The sequence below is a fragment of the Nonomuraea sp. NPDC001684 genome (genome assembly GCF_053596515.1).
In genome coordinates this window covers 21,903-36,387 of record NZ_JBSFGJ010000049.1, presented here as the reverse complement: position 1 = coordinate 36,387, position 14,485 = coordinate 21,903, and the positions used below count along the sequence as shown (strand labels likewise).

The 14,485-nt window shown below is 73.4% G+C and carries 9 protein-coding genes; 2 read left to right on the top strand and 7 right to left on the bottom strand.

Annotation, left to right across the window (positions count from 1 at the left end):
• Positions 1–18: 18 nt before the first annotated feature.
• Positions 19–5,541 carry an amino acid adenylation domain-containing protein gene (locus ACWCSD_RS12905; RefSeq protein ID WP_449914593.1) on the bottom strand — a complete coding sequence of 1,841 codons (5,523 nt, stop codon included), beginning with the start codon at positions 5,539–5,541 and terminating at the stop codon, positions 19–21.
• 98 nt (positions 5,542–5,639) lie between these two features.
• Here ACWCSD_RS12905 and ACWCSD_RS12900 point away from each other — a divergent pair, with 98 nt between their 5' ends.
• Entirely contained in the window at positions 5,640–6,374 is a 735-nt protein-coding gene (locus ACWCSD_RS12900) for a thioesterase II family protein (protein ID WP_449914589.1), read from the top strand.
• Between the two features lie 13 nt (positions 6,375–6,387).
• Here the strand turns inward: ACWCSD_RS12900 and fabD are convergent, their stop codons facing one another.
• The 4 genes from fabD to ACWCSD_RS12880 are packed head-to-tail and all read right to left on the bottom strand — an operon-like array spanning position 6,388 to position 11,417.
• Entirely contained in the window at positions 6,388–8,634 is a 2,247-nt protein-coding gene (fabD, locus tag ACWCSD_RS12895; protein ID WP_449914586.1) for an ACP S-malonyltransferase, read from the bottom strand.
• Between the two features lie 15 nt (positions 8,635–8,649).
• Complete coding sequence (locus tag ACWCSD_RS12890; RefSeq protein ID WP_449914583.1) at positions 8,650–9,372, bottom strand: enoyl-CoA hydratase-related protein; 723 nt, start codon at positions 9,370–9,372, stop codon at positions 8,650–8,652.
• Positions 9,363–10,580: a hydroxymethylglutaryl-CoA synthase family protein gene (locus ACWCSD_RS12885; RefSeq protein WP_397166603.1), complete on the bottom strand. Its 1,218-nt coding sequence runs from the start codon at positions 10,578–10,580 to the stop codon at positions 9,363–9,365. Before ACWCSD_RS12885 ends, ACWCSD_RS12890 begins: the two co-directional genes overlap by 10 nt.
• Before the next feature lie 3 nt (positions 10,581–10,583).
• Positions 10,584–11,417 (bottom strand): DUF6039 family protein, encoded by an 834-nt coding sequence (locus ACWCSD_RS12880; RefSeq protein WP_397166601.1) that lies wholly within the window; start codon positions 11,415–11,417, stop codon positions 10,584–10,586.
• A gap of 134 nt (positions 11,418–11,551) precedes the next feature.
• Here ACWCSD_RS12880 and ACWCSD_RS12875 point away from each other — a divergent pair, with 134 nt between their 5' ends.
• Positions 11,552–12,835: a cation:proton antiporter gene (locus ACWCSD_RS12875; RefSeq protein ID WP_449914578.1), complete on the top strand. Its 1,284-nt coding sequence runs from the start codon at positions 11,552–11,554 to the stop codon at positions 12,833–12,835.
• Between the two features lies 1 nt (position 12,836).
• Here the strand turns inward: ACWCSD_RS12875 and ACWCSD_RS12870 are convergent, their stop codons facing one another.
• Both ACWCSD_RS12870 and ACWCSD_RS12865 read right to left on the bottom strand, forming a co-directional pair.
• Positions 12,837–13,475: a 4'-phosphopantetheinyl transferase gene (locus tag ACWCSD_RS12870; RefSeq protein ID WP_397166597.1), complete on the bottom strand. Its 639-nt coding sequence runs from the start codon at positions 13,473–13,475 to the stop codon at positions 12,837–12,839.
• 59 nt (positions 13,476–13,534) lie between these two features.
• On the bottom strand, positions 13,535–14,455 hold the full coding sequence (locus tag ACWCSD_RS12865; protein ID WP_397166595.1) for a nitroreductase/quinone reductase family protein: 921 nt from the start codon (positions 14,453–14,455) through the stop codon (positions 13,535–13,537).
• Between the last annotated feature and the right edge of the window lie 30 nt (positions 14,456–14,485).

Genomic DNA, 14,485 nt, shown 5'->3' with positions numbered 1-14,485 from the left:
CACCGAGGCCGACGTGCGTCAGGTGCTGGCGCAGGGCAACGAGCGGGCCCGGGAGCCGGCGTGCTCCAGGCACTCCCAGACGCTGTGCAGCAGGAGCCGGAGCTGCGGGTCGAGCGTCGCGGCCTCCTTCGGCGAGACGTGGAAGAGCAGGCTGTCGAAGCGGTCGATGTGCTCCAGGTAGCCGCCGGGACGCTCGCCCCTGGGGCTCGGGCCCAGGCTGCGGGTGCCGGTGCTGAGGTTGCGCCAGAAGCCGTCCAGGTCGTCGGCGCCGGGGTAGCGTCCGGCCATGCCGATCACGGCGAGCCCGCCCGGCCGCTCCTCGTGCGCCGGTTCCCCGCGCCGGGCGGGCTCGGCGCGGAGGGCCGGTTCCGTCTCCGGGGTGGAGAGCACGGGGGTGGAGAGCACGGGGGCGGAGAGCACGGGAGTGGCGAACACGGGGGTGGCGTCGCCGGTCGCGTACTCGGCGGGGCCGCCCAGGAACGCCTGGAGGAAGCGGTGGCCGTCGTCCAGGTCGAACTGGTCGCGCACCTGGTCGAAGGCGACCTCGCCGATGGGACAGAGCCCGATGCCGCAGGCCGCCTGGCCGGTCATCAGGAGCTGGCCGAGGTAGCCGGCCTCCAGGGTCAGGTAGCGCAGGCTCTGCTCGCCGTACAGGGGCTCGATGCCCTTGGTCTGGCCGATGAGGTAGAGGCTGAAGCCGGCGCGGTCGTACAGGTCGCGGTTGTAGACGAAGTGGGCCGTACGGTCGAGCTGCGGGCGGCCGTTCACGAGCTGGAGCGCGTGCTCGACCGGGTTGTAGTAGTAGATCCCCTCGGCGACGCCGCTGATCGCGCCCTTGGCGACGTGCAGGTACGCCTGCACGGCATAGGTGTCCCCGGCCGACGGGTACAGGTGGCGCGCGCGGTCGCCGAGCCGCCGTTCGCGCAGCAGCCCGAGCAGCCGGCACAACGACCGGTACGGCAGCGAGCCGGGCGCGAAGTCGCGCACGCTGGCCCGCCAGGCGTAGTGCTCCTCGGGCACGTCCAGGCGGTCGAGGCGGATGAGGCTGGCGTCGGGCTCCAGCGGGCGCAGGTTCCATCGGCCCGCCTTGAACGCCTCCCGATCCTCGGGCGAGAAGAAGTCCACCTCCCCCGGCCCGTCCGCCTCGATGTCGGCCCGCACAGGCTGCTCGACGGGCTTCTCGGTGGCGGGCTTCTCCGTGGTGGGCTTCTTCGGCGCGGGCTCGTCGGTGGGGGCGCCGACGACGGCGGCGATGCCGGTGACGGTCGGGTTCTCCAGCAGCAGCGCCACCGGCACCCGCCTGCCGTACCGCTTCCGCAGCGCCTTGGAGACCTGGACCATGGTGAAGGAGGTGACGCCCTGGTCCCACAGGTCCTGGCCGGGATCGACCTCCTCGACCCCGATCAGCTCGGCGAACAGCTCGGCGATCTCCGTCACCGTCCGCCCCGCCACCGCGGGCTCGGGCTCGGGCTCGGGCTCGGGCTCGGGCTCGGGCTCGGGGGCGCGGTCGGTGGGCGGCCACGGGAGCGCGTCCCGGTCCAGCTTGCCGTTGGCGGTGGCCGGGAACGTGCTGACGAACGCCACGTGGTTGGGCACCATGTACGCCGGCAGCGTCCCGGCCGCGTGCGCCCGCAGCTCCCCGACGTCCGGCTCCGCGCCCTCGGCCATCACGTACGCGACCAGCTTCCGCTCCCCCGACCGGTCGTCGCGGGCCAGGACGACGACGTCCCGCACGCCCGGATGCTGCCGCAGCCGGTGCTCGATCTCGCCGAGCTCCACCCGGAACCCGCGGATCTTCACCTGGTTGTCGGCCCGCCCGAGGAACGTGATGTTCCCGTCGGGCAGCAGCGCGGCCCGGTCGCCGGTCAGGTACATGCGCCCGCCCGCGAACGGGTCCGGCACGAACCGCTCGGCGGTCAGCTCGGGCTGGTTGCGGTAGCCGAGGCTCAGGCACCTGCCGCCGATGTACAGGTCGCCCTCCTCACCTTCGGGGCAGGGCCGCCGGTCCTCGTCGAGGATGTAGTAGAGGGCGTCGTCGATCGGCCGCCCGTACGGGATGCTCCGCCACGACGGGTCGACCTCGCCCACCTCGAACCAGTTCGACCAGACGGTGGCCTCGGTGGCCCCGCCCAGGCTGACCACCCGCGCCCGCGGGAAGGTCGCGCGCACGGCGTCCGGCAGCGGCAGCGGCGTGTAGTCGCCGCTGAGGAAGACCAGCCGCAGGTCGCCGGTGCCCTCCCCGCCCTGCCGCTCGGCCAGCAGCGGTGCGAGCTGGTTGAGCGTGGTGGGCGCGGAGTTCCAGAACGTGATCGGCTCGTCGATGAGCACGTCCAGCAGCAGTTCGGGGTCGCGCTGCTGGCCCTCGTCGGCGATGTAGAGCGAGGCGCCCCGGCCGAGCAGGCCGAAGATGTCGAACACCGACAGGTCGAAGCCGAGCGAGGTGACGCAGAGCCCCACGTCGGAGGCGTCGAAGTCGAAGGTGCGGTAGCACCAGTCGAGCAGGTTGAGCAGCGGCCGGTGGCTGACCTCGACGCCCTTGGGCTTGCCGGTGCTGCCCGAGGTGAAGATCACGTATGCGAGGTCGTCCACGGTGCCGGCGAGGGGCGGGTCGCCGCGGTCGTCGCCGTCGGCGTCCAGCTCGACGGCGCGCACGCCCTCGGGCACGGCCCAGCCGGGCGTCTGCGCGCAGGTGAGGACGATCCCGGCGGCGGCGTCGTCCAGCATGACGGCGGCCCGCTCGTCGGGCAGGGACGGCTCCACCGGCAGGTAGGCGCCGCCCGCCTTGTGTATCCCGAGGACGGCGGCCACCATGTCGGGCCCGCGGCACAGGCGCACGGCGACCACCGTCCCCGGCCCCACGTCCAGCTCCTTCAGCCGCCAGGCGACGGCGTTGGCGCGCCGGTTCAGCTCCCCGTACGTCATGGTGCCGCCGGCGTGCCGCAGCGCGACCGCGTCGGGACGGGCGGCGGCCTGCCGCTCGAACAGCCGGTGCGCGGGGCGCAGCCGGTCCTCGAAGGCCGCGAACAGCTCGGCGAGGTCGGGGAACTCCGGCTCCAGCGCGTCCCAGTGGTAGTGCAGCCGGTCGCCCTCCCTGATGACGATGCAGTCGAGCGCGACGTCCGGGGTGTAGGTCATCCAGGGCCCGGCCTCGACGCCGTCCGGCAGGGGATGGTCGGTCAGGTCGAGGGTGCTGGTGTAGACGACGGGGAAGGCGTAGGCGCGGCGGCGGCGCTCCTTCATGACGTGGCCGCGCAGCGTGGCCAGGCCGGTCAGGGCGCCGTTCGCGGCGTCGGCGGCGATCCGGTCGGGGTAGGACTCCGCGTCGGTGACCCAGCTCAGGGCGGTGTGCTCGCCGGGTCGCCGCGGCTCGGACTCGGCAGTCCAGCGCACCACGGACACGCTGAACGGATCGGCGAAGCGCCCGCGCAGCGCGCCGGCCAGGGCGGCGAAGACGGTCTCGTCGGACACCGCGGCGACGCTGCCGCTCAGCCGGACGCGGCGCGCGGGCGTGGTGGCCAGCTCGGGCCCCGGCGGCAGGTCGCGGAACCGCTCGTCCCAGTAGCCCCCTTCGCGCGGACGCTCCAGGGCGGCCGGGGCCTCGGCGGGCGGCCGCGGCTCGGCGGACGGGTCGGCGTACAGCCTGAACAGCTCGCGCAGCACGATGTGGATGCTCCGGCCGTCCAGCACGGCGAGGTCGACGGCCGCGTGCACCGTCTCGCCGCTGACCCGCAGCTCCCAGTGCGGCCAGCGGCCCAGCGGGAACGCCCGCCCGGCCATCTCCGCGGCCGTCTCCCCCGCCGTCTCCCCCGTCTCGGCGCCGGGGATCTCGGGGATGTCCCAGTTCTCCGGCGCGTGCGGCCTGACCCGCAGCGTCCCGTCGTGGGTGACCTCCGAGCGCAGCGCGTCGTGCGCGGCAACCAGGCGCAGCCAGGCCCGTGCGAGCCGGTCCCGGTCCAGGTCGCGGACGTGGAAGCTGTGGTGGACCTGGCAGCCGTCGTAGGGGTGCGAGCCGCCCGCGCGGGCCACGTAGTACGCCTTCTGCAGCTCGTTGAGCGGCCGGATCTCCTCCTCGCCGGTGTCGGCGGCCAGGGCGCGCAGCGCGTTGGTGAAGCGGGCGAACAGGGTCTCCGGCTCGCCGGGCGCGAAGCAGCCGGGCACCAGGTCCCAGCGCACCCGCAGCTCGCCGTCGTGCTCCCACATCTGGTGGTCGAGCGCGACGCCGGAGGTCTGGCTCAGCGCGTACGTCACCGGCGGCACGGCCTCGTCGGGCCGGGCGTCCAGCAGGCTGGTGAAGACGACGGGCAGCGCCGTGCGCTCGCGCAGCTCCCGCATGACGGTCACGCCGGGGACGCCCGCGTGGCCGAGGTCGCGCCACAGCCGCCGGTGCACCTCCTGGACCGCCTCCGGGAGCGGCTCGCCGAGCGTGCTCTCGGCGGCGAACACGGCGGTGCCGGTGAACGGCCCGACCACCTCGTCCACCTCGCGCGGCAGCCAGGCCCGGCCGGTCGTGGTCACGGCCAGGGAGCAGTCCTCGCCCCTGCCGACCGTCTCGGCGAACAGGGTCAGCACCAGGGCGGTCGGCGAGACGTCCAGCTCGGCGGCCCTGGCGCGCAGGGCGCCCCACTGGGCGGCGGTCAGCGAGCCGGTCAGCGCGGAGCGCGGCGACCCGTCGGGCACGCCGGCGGCGGGGCCGGGCGGCAGGTCGGCCAGGCGCTCCCGCCAGTAGTCCAGGTCCTCCTGGTGGCGGGGGCCGCGCCGCTGGGCGTCCAGCGCCAGCAGGCAGTCGCGGACGGACAGCCCGCTCTCCTCCAGCGTGTGGCCGGGGTCGCGGTAGCAGCGCCACCAGTCGCGCAGCAGCACGTCGAGCCCGCGGCCGTCGGTCACGCTCGCGTCGATGCCGAAGTGCACGGTCCCGGGCGTGGTGACCTCGACGGCGAACGGCGGCCAGACGCCGGGCTCGTGACGCCGGTGCGCGAGGCGTTCGCGGGCGCCGGGCTCGTCCACCGGCAGGTCCCAGGAGGGGGCCCGTTCCAGGATCCGCTGGGTGCCGTCCTCGCCCAGCTCCAGGCGCAGGGCGTCGTGGTGGTCGACGACGCGCTGCCAGGCCGCGCGCAGGCGGTCGGGGTCCACGCCGGGCACCTCGAACTCGCGGTAGACCTGGCAGCCGACCGGGTCGGGGGTGGCGTCCTCGTCCGCGCCCATGACGTACGCCTGTTGCAGAGGCGTCAGGGGGAACGGCTCGTGCCGGTCGCCGGGGGCCGGGCTGATCTCCGCCACGGTCACGGGGGTGTCGCGCTCCGCCGTCCCGGCCAGCTCGGCGATCCGCGCGGCCAGCTCGGCCGGCGTCGCGCAGCCGCCCAGCCGCTCGACGGGGAGGTCCAGCGAGAACTCCCGCTGGATCTCGAACCACACCCGTACCGCGGAGATCGAGTCGAGTCCGCTGTCCTTGAGTGAAGCGTCGGGGGTCAGCTCCGCACCGCCGGGCAGCACCTCGGCCAGCAGGCGGATGACCGTCTCCGTCACGCGCTCGTCGTGCTCCATGGGCCTCCTCCCTCACTGCGACGCTAGTGAGGACGACGGGCGCTGCCTGCTCAAGACTGAGCAGGCGGCGCAAGGCGATCGGCCGTAGCTTTCTGACCATGCCTGGTTCCTGGATAGCGGGCGGCGAGCCCCGAGCCGACGCCCGCATCAGACTGTTCTGCTTCGCGCACGCGGGAGGCGGCTCGGCGCTGTTCCGCAAATGGGACGACCACCTGTCGCCGGACGTCGACGTCTGCCCGGTGGTGCTGCCGGGGCGCGAGTCACGCCTGCGCGAGCGGCCCTACAACCGCATGGAGCAGCTCGCAGGGCCGCTGTCGGAGGCCATCGAGCCGTACACCGACCGGCCGTTCGCGCTGTTCGGGCACAGCATGGGGGCCGTGGTGGCCTGGGAGACGGCCCGCCGTTTCCCGCCCGCGGTGCTGTTCGTGTCCGGACGCCGCGCGCCGCACCTGCCGACCCGCCGCCGCCGCTTCACCGACCTGTCGGAGGACGAGCTGCTGAGCGAGCTCGGCAAGCTGAACGGCACGCCGTCGGAGGTGATGGACCAGCGCAGCCTGCTGGAGGTGTTCCTGCCGGGCCTGCGCGCCGACTTCGAGCTGAACGAGACGTACACGCCGCTGCCCGGCCCGCGTCCGGACTGCCCGATCTCGGCGCTGACCGGCGACGCCGACCCGGAGGTCGACCCGGACGAGATCAGCGCCTGGGCCGAGGCCACCGGCGGCGGTTTCACGTTGCGCGTGTTCGGCGGCGACCACTTCTACCTCAAGGGCCCGCGGCCCGAGGTGCTGACGGCGGTCCAGGAGGACCTGAACCGCCATCTGCTCAACGTCTAGCCGTCCTCAGCGTCTAAGCGTCCTTGGACAGGTCGCGCAGCCGGGCTTCGAGCAGCCCGGCTGCGGCCTCCATCAGCCGGTCGGCGATGACGTCCACGTGCCTGGCCCGCCAGTCGGCCAGCTCCGTGCCCGCCACCCACCGGTTGAACGCGCCCATCGCCGGCCCGCAGTGGACCTGGTAGTCCACCTGCCGCCCGGCCTCGCCGCGCAGCGCCAGCCTGATCGTGTGCACGAAGTACCAGCGGAAGATCAGCGCCATCCGGTGCTTGGGGTCGCGCTCGGCGCGGGCCAGCTCGGCCGGCCGGCGCGCGGCCAGGAACGCCCGGGTCTCCTCCCACACCTCCTCGAAGGAGCGGCGGAAGAACTTGTCCTGGATCGTCCGCCTGGTCCGCTCGTCGATCTCCTCCAGCGAGCCGTACTGGCGGTAGAGCTGGTAGAGCTTGTTGGCGCGGGCCGGGAACAGCGTGCCCTTCCTGGCGACCTGCACCTGCGCGCCCATCTCGAACATGTCGCCGGCCGGGGCGTAGGCGGTGTCCTGCACGTCGAGCCCGGCCAGCAGGTCCTTGACGGCGTCGGACGTCCCGGCCTGCGGGGTGCACTGGTTGACGCTGCCGGTGACGATGAAGTCGGCGCCGAGCACGAACGCCGCGGCGGCCGCCTCCGGTGCGCCGATGCCGCCGGACGCGCCGACCCTGATGCGCCGGGCGTAGCCGTGGGCGGCCATCTCCTCGTCGCGCAGCCGCAGGATCGCCGGCATCAGCGCGTACGGCGAGCGCCCGTCGGTGTGCCCGGCCGAGTCGGCCTCGACGCAGACGTCCGCGCTGACCGGCAGCTCGGCGGCGACCTCCGCCTCGGCCGCGCTCAGCGCCCCCTCCCGGACGAGCCGGTCCAGGACGGCCTGCGGGGCGGGCCGCATGAAGGCGGCCGCGACCTCCGGCCTGGAGACCTTGGCCACCACGTGCCGGACGGCGACCGGCCGCCCGGCCGGGTCGCGGTGCGCGCCGCTGTAGCGGTAGCGGACGAGGGGCGCGGTGATGTGCGGGTAGGCGGCGGCCTCGACGTACCGCACGTCGCGGCGGAGCAGCAGGTCCACCGTCTCGCGCTCCAGGCCCTCCTCGTCGAAGCCGTAGAGCAGGTTCACGCCGTAGGGGCCGTCCGGGCCGAGGGCGGACTGGACGGTGTCGAGCGCGTCGGAGATCTGGTCCAGGGTGAGGCCGCCCGCGCCGAGGAAGCCCATCAGCCCGGCCCGGCCCATCCTGATCACGAGCTCGGCCGAGGCGATGCCCTTGAACATCGACCCGGCCAGGTAGGCGTGGCGGACGCGGTAGTCGGCGCGGAACTCGGCCGAGCCGAGCACGATCCCGGCCTCCCGGACGGCGGGCGCCTCGACCGGTTCCCGGACGGGGGGCTTCTCGACCGGCTCCTGGGCGGGGGGCTCGGGCGGGTGGCGGCGGGTGACCGTCCACAGCTTGGTGAGCACGTCGCCGGGGCCGATCTCCTCCAGTTCGGAGACGCCCTGGGCCATCAGGTAGCGCAGCCCGTCCACCCACCGCACCGGGTTGCAGATCTGGCGGCGCAGCAGCTCGGCCGCCTCGCCGGCCCGGTACGGGCGTCCGGTCACGTTGGAGACGACGGGCACCCGCGGCTCCTCGATGCGGACGCCCTCCAGCGCCTCGGCGAAGGCGTCGGCGGCCGGTTCCATGTAGCGCGAGTGCGAGGGCACGCTCACGCTCAGCGGCACCCACTTGCCGGGGCCGCCGCGGCTGAGCGCGTCCAGCTCTTCCTTGGGCCCGGCCAGGACGACCTGTTCCGGGGAGTTGTAGTTGGCGATGTCGACGCCGGTGCCCGCCACCAGCTCCTCCAGCCGTTCACGGTCGGCGCCGAGCACCGCCGCCATGGCGCCGCCGCCCGCCGCGGACATCAGCTCGCCGCGCCGCTTGACCAGGCCGAGCGCGGTCTCGAAGTCGAAGCAGCCGGCCGCGAACAGCGCCGCGTACTCGCCCAGGCTGTGCCCGGCCAGGTAGTCGGGCCGGCCGCCCTCGTCCTGCCGGGCGAGGAAGCTCAGCGCGTTGACCGTGAACAGGGCGGGCTGCACGTAGCGGGTCTCCCGCAGCCGCTTGGGGTCGTCGCACAGCTCGGCGACGGAGTAGCCGAGGATCTCGTCGGCGCGGGCGCACAGGTCGGGGTACCGCTCCAGGACGCCCGCGCCCATGCCCTTGCGCTGCGACCCCTGCCCGGGGAAAACCCACACGACGGACATCAGGCGCGTTCCTCTCTAGCGTTCCCAGGGGAATCTCTTCTCGGTCGCGTAGTCGACGAGCCTGCGGCGCACCTCGGGGCTGGACATGAGCCGGCCGAACTCCTTGACCGCCACCTGCTCGGTCTCGTCCGACAGGATCCACAGCTCGCGGAAGTAGCGCTTCATGTCCGTGACGATCGACCGGTCCAGCTTGGTCAGCCGGTAGGCCAGCCGCCGCACGAGCGCCTCCGGGTCGTCCGACACCTCGTCCACCAGGTGGAAGGCGGCGGCCTCCGCGGCGCTCACCGGCTGGGTGCTCAGCGTCATCGCGTACGCCTTCTGAAAGCCCGTGCGCCGGATCAGGAACGGCAGCACGCAGCACGGCAGCAGCCCCCACAGCGCCTCGGGGAGGCTGAAGGTGCTGCGCTCGCTGGCGAAGACGAAGTCGCTGGCCGCGGCCAGGCCGACGCCGCCGCCGGCCACCCGGCCGTCCACCCGGGCCACCACCGTCACGGGCGTCTCGGTGAAGCGGCGCAGCAGGCCGTAGAACGCCCGGCCGCCGTCGGCGACGTCGCTGCCGGCCGCCTCCTCCAGGTCCATGCCGGTGCAGAAGACGCCGTCGCCGCCCTCCAGCAGCAGGATGCGGCAGCCGGGCGCGCGCTCGGCCTCGTCCAAGGCGGCGCCCAGCTCGTCGATGGCGCGGGCGTCGATCGTGCGGCTGCGCAGCCGGTGCCGCAGGGTCGCCGAGGTCAGCTCCATCTGTACTCCCGGTGGAAGTCCGCGATGCGGTCCAGCACCAGCAGGCCGCGACCGCCGAAGGCGTCCTCGTACAGGTCGCCGTACGGTTTGGGGTCGAGCACCGCGTCCCGCACCCCGAAGGCGCGGTCGGCGCTCAGCTCGGTCAGCGCGTCCAGCTCCGCGACGCCGATCTCGCGCCGCTCGTCCAGCGCCCGGCCGATGCCGCTGCGCCCCTGGGCCGGGATCACGCCGCTGTAGAACTCCGACGCGCAGCCCGACCCGTACGAGAACAGCCCCGCCCGTTTCGGCGCGTCGAACGCGCCGTGGTCGATGAGCGAGCACAGCGCCAGGTAGAGCGCGGCCGAGTAGGTGTTGCCCACCCGCACGCCGTAGGCCAGGGACGGCGCGACCCGCGCCGCGAAGTCGGCCTCGATCTCCCGCGCCCCCATGCCCTTGAGCTTGCGCAGCAACATCCGGTGCGCGCCTTTCACCATCCCGGCGAACGGCGTGTGCAGCGCCAGGTAGTCGAAGGTGTCCACGATGTCGGCCCCGGCCACCCGCCGCCCGTAGGCCGCGAAGCACTCCTCGGCGCAGCGCATGTACGCCAGCAGCGACAGGTCCGGATCGACGGCGTCGGTGTCGTGGCGCGGCCGGGCCGTGTCCATCACCTCGAAGGTGTGGTAGCCGCTGGCGCCGGGGTCGAGCCGCAGCACCCGCGCGTCCGCGCCGACCAGCATCGCCACCGCCCCGGCGCCCTCGGAGGGCTCCCAGTAGGTGGACTTGGCGGTGCCGCTGGCCGCGTCCGTGGCGATGGCCAGCGCCTTCACGCCGGGGATCGGGCTCGCGCCGACGACGGCGGCGGCGCACTGCAGCGCGGCCGTCCCGCCGTAGCAGGCGTGTTTGACCTCGAACGAGCGGCACGCCGGGTTCAGCCCGAGGTGGTGGTGGATGTAGGTGCTGATCGGCTTGCCGAAGTCGAGCCCCGACTCGGTGCCGACGACCAGCAGCTCGATCCGGTCCTTCTCCTCGGGGGTGAGCGCGTCCAGCAGCGGGCGGGCGGCGTTGACCGCGTTGGTGACCGGGTCCTCGCAGGGCAGGTTGACCGAGCGCTGCTCCATCATCAGGTTGCCGAAGCGGTTCACGTCCAGGCCGCGCGCGTCGAACAGCGCGCGGACGTCCGTGTACGCCCTGCCGACGTACGCGTTGATCGCCTCGATCCCGAGAGCCATGGCCTAGGGCACCATCAGGACGTCGTGGATGCTGGTCGGCACGAACAGCCGGTCCCACTGCCCGCCGCCGTGCCGTTCCGGGACCCGTTCCACGTCGTAGACCTCCTTGCGCATGCCCTCGCCGCGGTCCACCTCCTGCACGGCCTGGTAGTCGTCCAGCTCGCGCAGGTGGATGAGGGCGTGCAGGCGGTCCTGCCGGCCCCACGTCTGCTCGTAGATGAAGGCGGTGGCGCGGCCTTCGAGGTTGGCGTTGAGGTAGCGGGACCAGTCGTAGAGGAACTGCCGTCCCTCCTCGCGCAGCTCGTAGCGCGCGTCGGCGGTGCGCAGCACGATCGCCCCGGCGGTCGCCGAGTTGAGCTGTTCCTGCTGCGTGGTCTGGTACGTGGCGGGCGGCACGAAGGTGCCGGGCACGTCGTGCACGTCGTCGGTGAACCCGTGCTGCGGGCACATGACGGTCTCCTGGAGACTGCCGTGCACGAACATCTTCTCCCAGTTGCCGCCGCCCTTCTTGGGCAGCCGGTCCTTGAGCGAGATCTGCTGGAACGCCTCGTCGTGGTCCACCATCTCGATGAGCTTGCTGTACTTCTCGGGGGACTTCATGTGCACGAACCAGTGCAGCCGCTCGCGTACGCCGAAGACCTCCTCGTAGCAGAAGGTCGTGGCGACGCCGGCCTGGGCGCGGTTCATGTAGTCGAGCAGGTCCACGCTGAAGTCGCGGCCCTCGCGGGCCATGCCGTACTCCAGCATCCCCACGCGGTGGATGATCAGGCCCGCGTTGCCCGAGTGCAGCAACTGGTCGGGGGGCAGGGTGGTCTGATACTGCGCCGGCTTCGTCATGCCCCGAATGTCGCCCACGGGGGCGGGAAGCTCCGCTCAATATTGAGCAGGCCCCCGGCGCGCCCGTCGCGGGCGGGCTCAATATTGAGCAGCAGGACGGCGGCCCGATCGGCCTAGCCTCTCCTGTGCCTGACATGCCTCTGGGAGCCCGCGAACTGCTGGTCTTCATGCTGCAGCTGGGCCTGCTCCTCGGTCTCGCCGTCCTGCTCGGCCGGCTGGCCGTGCGCCTGCGCATGCCCGCCATCGTCGGCGAGCTGACCGTGGGCGTGCTGCTCGGCCCGTCGCTGCTGAGCCACCTCGCCCCCGCCCTGAAGTTCACCCAGCTCCACCTGCTGGACGCGGTGGGCCAGGTCGGCGTCCTGCTGCTGGTCGCCATCACCGGCGTCCAGCTCGACTTCGGCCTGGTCCGGCGACGTGGCGCGACGGCCGTCAAGGTGAGCGTCGCCGGTCTGGTCGTGCCGCTGGGGCTCGGCGTGGCCGCCGGTTTCCTGCTGCCCGCCTCCCTGCTCGTCGAGGGCACCAGCGTGACCGTCTTCGCGCTGTTCCTGGGCGTGGCCACGTGCGTCAGCGCCATCCCCGTGATCGCCAAGACGCTGACGGACATGAAGCTGCTGCACCGCGACGTCGGCCAGCTCTGCCTGACCGCGGGGATGGTGGACGACGCGTTCGGCTGGTTCATGCTCTCGGTCGTCTCGGCCATGGCGACCACCGGCGTGCGCACCGGGCAGATCGTGTTGTCGCTGGTCTACCTGGTCGCGCTGGTGCCGTTCGCGCTGTGGGTGGGCCGGCCGCTGGTCCGCTGGACGATGCGGGCGGCCACCCGCTCGGACGAGCCGGGCCCGGCCGTGGCCGCCGCCGTGGTGCTGGTGCTGCTGGCCGCCGCCGGCACGCACGCGCTCGGCCTGGAGGCCATTTTGGGGGCGTTCGTTTGCGGCGCCCTGATCGGGCGGTCCGGCCACGCCGACGCCGCGTGGCTGGCCCCGCTGCGCACGATCGTGCTGAGCGTGCTCGCGCCCCTGTTCTTCGCGACGGCCGGCCTGCGCATGGACCTCACGCTGCTGTCCAGGCCGGACGTGCTGGCGGCGGCCGGGGTCGTGCTGGGAGTGGCGATCGTCGGCAAGTTCCTGGGCGCGTACCTGGGGGCGCTGCTGAGCCGGTTGAGCGCGTGGGAGGCGTTCGCGCTGGGGGCGGGCATGAACGCGCGCGGCGTCATCGAGGTGATCGTGGCGATGGTCGGGCTGCGCATCGGCATCATCGACACGGCGATGTACACGATCGTGATCGTCGTCGCGATCGTCACCTCGCTCATGGCGCCGCCGATCCTGCGCGTCGCGATGAGACGCGTCGAGCTCACCGCCGAGGAACGCCTGCGCCGGGCCGAGCACGAGCAACTGGTCGAGCCCGGCCGCCGCGGCTGACCTAGCGGGGGACGACGATCGCCGTGGCCAGCAGCCCGGGGGCTGCCGTCCAGCGGCCCGCGAACTCCGCCAGCGGCGCGTCCGGCGGCAGCAGCCTGGCGCGGAAGCGGCCGTCGAGGGAGAAGGCGAGTGAGCCGTCGTCGAACCCCAGCCACTCGCCGGTCAGCGGGAACCACGCCTTGTAGACCGACTCCTTGGCGCTGAACAGCAGCCGGTCCCAGCAGGTGCCGGGCCGCAGGTCGCGCAGCTCGCGGACCATCGCGGCCTCCTCGGGCCGGGCCACCATGCGGAAGACGCCTTCGGGGAGCGGTTCGTGCGGTTCGGCGTCGATGCCGATGCTGCGCACGTCGCCGGCGTCGGCCACGGCCGCCGCGCGGAATCCGGCGCAGTGCGTCATGCTGCCCACCGCGCCCGCCGGCCAGCGCGGCGCGCCGCGCCGGCCGGGGACGATGGGCGCGGGCGGGATGCCGAGGGCCGCCAGGGCCTCGCGGGCGCAGTGGCGGACGGTGGCGAACTCGCGCCGGCGTTTGGCGACCGCCTTCCTGACGGCGTGCCGCTCCTCGGGGAAGAGCCGCACGCCGGGCGGGTCGCCGTAGGCGGTGGAGACGGCGACGTTGTCCGGGACGAGCGTCTCGATCATCGAGTGTCCCTCCTCCTGGGCCGGCGGGTGCCCCTCCGTCTACCCAAAGGCCGCCGTCGTCACCGCTCTCCGGCGAGCGGTTCGAGGACGAAGACCGGGATCAGGCGCTCGGTCTTCGTCTGGTAGTCGGCGTAGTCGGGGTAGGCCGCCACCGCCCGCCGCCACCAGGCGTCCTTCTCCTCCCCCGACACCTCGCGCGCCCGGTAGACGCCGGTCGCCGTGCCGTCCTGGAGCTCGACGACGGGCTCGGCGAGCACGCTGGCGTACCACTGCGGGTTGACCGGGGCGCCGCCCAGGGACGCGACGGCCGCGTAGCGCCCCTCGTGCTCGACCCGCATGACCGGCGTCCTGCGTAGTTTGCCGGTCTTCGCGCCCCGGTAGGTCATCAGCACGACGGGCCGGTCCTTGATCGTGACGCCGTCGGTCGTGCCGGTGCGCATGATCTGCTCGACGTGCTCGCGGACCCAGTCCGACGTGCTGGGCTCGTACTCGCCGGTCGGCCCCTGCACGGTCCGCCGCGCCGCCTCCGCCGGGCCGTGCCGCCGGCCGGGCCGATTGTCCACGTTGTCGGTGAGGGTGTTGATCAGGGCGGGCAGCCCGGCCACCGTCTCGGCCGGCAGCCCGGCCACGGTCTCCTCGGCCAGGTCGACCCAGAGCCGCTTGACCTGCTCGGCCAGCGCCCGGCCGCTGTCGGTGAGCTCGACCACGCTGGCCCGCTTGTCGGACGGCGCAGGCGTGCGGCGGATGTGACCGGAGGCCTCCAGCTTGCGGCTCATGAGCGTCACGCTGGGCGGCTCGCACCCCAGCGCCTCGCTGAGCTGCGCCTGGATCCTCGGCCCGGTGCGGGCGAGTTCGAGCAGGAGCGCCTCCTGCCCGGGATGCAGGCCGAGCGGGGCCAGCAGGGCGGCGGCCCTGGCCCGGTGGCGCAGGCTCAGCAGGCGGATCGCCTGGTTGACGGCGTCGGCTTGCGCGAAGTCCATGATCGCTCCTTGACGGAAATTAGTTATCTG

What these genes read in the sequence shown, in the direction of transcription:
- ACWCSD_RS12870 (WP_397166597.1), bottom strand. Translation starts at nt 13,475, where the DNA reads ATGATCGAGACGCTCGTCCCGGACAACGTCGCCGTCTCCACCGCCTAC.
- ACWCSD_RS12905 (WP_449914593.1), bottom strand. Translation starts at nt 5,541, where the DNA reads ATGGAGCACGACGAGCGCGTGACGGAGACGGTCATCCGCCTGCTGGCC.
- ACWCSD_RS12885 (WP_397166603.1), bottom strand. Translation starts at nt 10,580, where the DNA reads ATGGCTCTCGGGATCGAGGCGATCAACGCGTACGTCGGCAGGGCGTAC.
- ACWCSD_RS12890 (WP_449914583.1), bottom strand. Translation starts at nt 9,372, where the DNA reads ATGGAGCTGACCTCGGCGACCCTGCGGCACCGGCTGCGCAGCCGCACG.
- ACWCSD_RS12880 (WP_397166601.1), bottom strand. Translation starts at nt 11,417, where the DNA reads ATGACGAAGCCGGCGCAGTATCAGACCACCCTGCCCCCCGACCAGTTG.
- ACWCSD_RS12875 (WP_449914578.1), top strand. Translation starts at nt 11,552, where the DNA reads ATGCCTCTGGGAGCCCGCGAACTGCTGGTCTTCATGCTGCAGCTGGGC.
- fabD (WP_449914586.1), bottom strand. Translation starts at nt 8,634, where the DNA reads ATGTCCGTCGTGTGGGTTTTCCCCGGGCAGGGGTCGCAGCGCAAGGGC.
- ACWCSD_RS12865 (WP_397166595.1), bottom strand. Translation starts at nt 14,455, where the DNA reads ATGGACTTCGCGCAAGCCGACGCCGTCAACCAGGCGATCCGCCTGCTG.
- ACWCSD_RS12900 (WP_449914589.1), top strand. Translation starts at nt 5,640, where the DNA reads ATGCCTGGTTCCTGGATAGCGGGCGGCGAGCCCCGAGCCGACGCCCGC.